Genomic DNA, 3,202 nt, shown 5'->3' on the forward strand with positions numbered 1-3,202 from the left:
GTTACGGCGGTCATAGCGTGGGGGAAACGCCCGGTCCCATTCCGAACCCGGAAGCTAAGACCCACAGCGCCGATGGTACTGCACCCGGGAGGGTGTGGGAGAGTAGGTCACCGCCGGAACACTATTACAGGTCGAGAGCCTCCAACCACTAGGTTGGAGGCTCTCCCACTTTAACCACACAACCAACACCGACAGACCGGCACAGGCGGACGGTCCCCGGCAGACCAACGCACCACACAACAAGCGACGCGGTCAGCGCGGGAACCTGCGGCGGTGGAACCAGGCGAGCAGCTCCACCGCGAGGCCCGCACCTGCGCTGACGGCCAGTGCGGCAGCCAGCATCCCGGCCGGCGGCCAGCCAAGAATGAAGAAGTCCTGGGCCAGCGGGATGTTGAAGAGAATGACCAGTGCGGCGCACATGCCCGCCAGCACCCCGGCCCGTCCAGCGTTGAGCGGCCTGGACACCACGGCCAGGATCCAGAGGCCCACCACCGACAACGTCAGCACCGAGGCCGAGCGCACTGCTTCGGCGTCCGGCGCTCCAACCAGCGGTGCGCACGCATGCAGGATAAACAATGAGCCGGCCGCGATCAGCCCGGCCGGCAGCGAGAACCAGAGGGACCGCCGCAGAAAGCCGGACCGGTACCGGCGAGCATTGGGCATGAGGGCCAGGAAAAATGCCGGAATGCCGATGGTAAGGCCGTCGGTAAAGGACAACTGGCGGGGGAGGAACGGAAAAGGCCACTGCAGCAGCGCAAAGCTCACCGCGATGGCAATTGAGTATGCGGTCTTGCTGAGGAACAGGCTGGAAACCCGTTCGATGTTGGCGATCACCCGCCGCCCCTCCGCCAGTACTTCCGGCAGGCGGTCGAACCGGCCGTCGAGCAGGACCAGGCGCGCCACGGCCTTGGTGGCCGGCGCCGCTGAATCCATGGCAATGCCCAGGTCTGCTGACTTCAGCGCCAGGGCATCGTTGACGCCATCGCCGGTCATGGCGACGGTGTGGCCAAGCCGCTGCAGGGCAGCCACCATGTCCCTCTTTTGATCGGGGGTGACGCGGCCGAAAACAACATTGCCGTCCATCACCTCCTCGAGCAGCCCGGGCTCCTCCGGCAGTGACCGCGCGTCGAATCCCTCGGCCGCATCCAGGCCTACCCGCCGGGCGATGGCGGCCACGGTCCGGGGATCGTCGCCGGAAATGATCTTGAGCGTCACTCCCTCGGCAGCGAAAAACTCCAACGTCTGGCGGGCATCCGGCCGGGGCTGTTCGCGGAACGTCAGGAGCGCAACGGGCCGGAGACCTTCGGGGAGCTCCGGAGTCCTACGGGACTCCGCGGGGCGGTCGGCGCCCGCCAGCAACAGCGTCCGCAGGCCGGAGCCGGCCAACTCGCCGGCCCTGGCGAGCACGGCGGCATGGGGGCCGTCGGCCGGCGCCGGCAACACCATCTCGGGGGCCCCCAGCACCCAGGTGGGCGTTCTCCCGTTCCCCGTGCCAAAGGTGACACCGCTCCATTTCCGGGAGGAGGAGAAGGGGACATAGGAGATTGACTGGAAGCCGCCGTCGTCCTCAAAAGCTGTTCCCAGGCTGCGCGCTGTAGCGTTCGCTTCGGGTTCGGAAGCGAACCATCCCAGGGCATGCTCCCACCCGGGCTCCGGTGCGGCGGTCAGCTGGTGGACGTCCTCGAAGCGGAGGCCGCCTTCGGTCAGGGTTCCGGTTTTGTCCATGCAGAGGACGTCCACGCGGGCGAGGCCCTCGACGGCGGCGAGTTCCTGTATGAGCACCTTGTGGCCGGCAAGCCTGAGCCCGCCGACGGCGAACGCGACGCTGGTCAGCAAGACGAGACCTAGCGGGACCATGGCAATAACACTCGCGATGACGCCCACCAGGGCCGCCGTCCAGGCGCCGGAGCTGATGGCCTCCTGCCAGCCGCCGCGGGCCTGCAGTTCGCTGTTAACCACAAGCAACGCCACGGGCAGGATTCCCCAGGCAATCCACCGGAGCACCCGGTTCAGGCTGTTGCGGATCTCGGAGTTCACCAGGGAGAACCGCCTGGCATCGGCCGTCAACCGGCTCGCGAACGAGTCGGCCCCCACACGCGCCACCCGGGCCCTGCCGTGACCGCCCACAATGATGGATCCCGAGAGGACTTCGGATCCGGCGTCCTTGTCCGCGGGATCCGATTCGCCGGTAAGCAGGGATTCGTCGGCCTCCAGCCCTGCACTGTCCAGCACCGTGGCGTCGGCGGTAACCTGGTCCCCGGCGCGCAGGACCAGCACATCGTCACGGACCACGTCGGCCGTGGCGATCTCCTGGATCTTGCCGTCCCGCAGGACCCGGGCACGCGGGGCGTCAAGGATGGCGAGGCGGTCCAGGGAACGTTTGGCGCGGAACTCCTGGACGACGCCGATTGCGGCATTGCCGGCAGCTGCCAGTCCGAAGAGCGCATCCTGCCAGCGGCCCAGCAGGAGCAGGACCAGAAAACTCGAGCCGACGATTGCATTGAAGAGTGTGAGTACGTTGGCGCGAACAATCTGCCAGAGGCTCCGGCTGGTTTTGTCCGGAACCCGGTTGTCCAGGCCGCCTTCGATACGGGCGGCGACATCCTGTTGCGAAAGTCCTTCGGCGGCCGGTCCGGACACACGCCGATGGACTGTCAGTGGTTCCTGGCGCCGGCGTTCTGCCCTCACCCCCTGATCGTATCCGGGGACGCAACCGAAAGTGATGGAGGATACAACCTCCATCCGCGACGCCGGTGCGCTTTTGTGGTGGCCGCCGGCCGGCCCGATGTGGCGGGAAGCGCGTGATTTCAAGGGATAGCGGGCCCAGGACGTCGCCTCCGGAGCCCGTTTGCGGATGGGCCCGGTTGGGTGTATTGTTTTCTAAGTCGCCGCGAGGGAGGCCAGCGAAAAGCTGGAGTACCGGAGGCGGCCCATCCCCTAAAAATAATTCAAAACCAGGTTCTTTCGACTTTTCTGTCGCTAAGGAATTTTGGTGGGGATGGTTCGTCTGTTGATTCAGGTCCGGGAAATCGGATTTGCATTGGGAGTCTGAACCCGGTAAGTTTGAAAAGTTGCTCCGGAGCGAGTCGCGGCCCTGTATTGGGGTTGTGGTGGTGCCGGGTGTGTCTGTTGTTTGAGAACTCAATAGTGTGCCAAGTTTGTTGATACCAATTGTTTTATTGATTGGTTGTTTTGGCTGTGT

The 3,202-nt window shown here is 65.3% G+C and carries 1 protein-coding gene and 1 rRNA gene; one reads left to right on the plus strand and one right to left on the minus strand.

The genetic code is table 11. The features are described from left to right. Positions 1 to 2: 2 nt before the first annotated feature. Positions 3 to 119, plus strand: a 5S ribosomal RNA gene (gene rrf, locus AC1DBE_RS15830). 133 nt (positions 120 to 252) lie between these two features. On the opposite strand, the gene AC1DBE_RS15835 is transcribed toward rrf, so the two are convergent. After that, positions 253 to 2,688, minus strand: coding sequence for an HAD-IC family P-type ATPase (locus AC1DBE_RS15835; protein WP_476971135.1), 2,436 nt, complete (start codon positions 2,686 to 2,688; stop codon positions 253 to 255). Positions 2,689 to 3,202: the final 514 nt, after the last annotated feature.

It is taken from the genome of Arthrobacter sp. 10T416 (assembly GCF_056394165.1).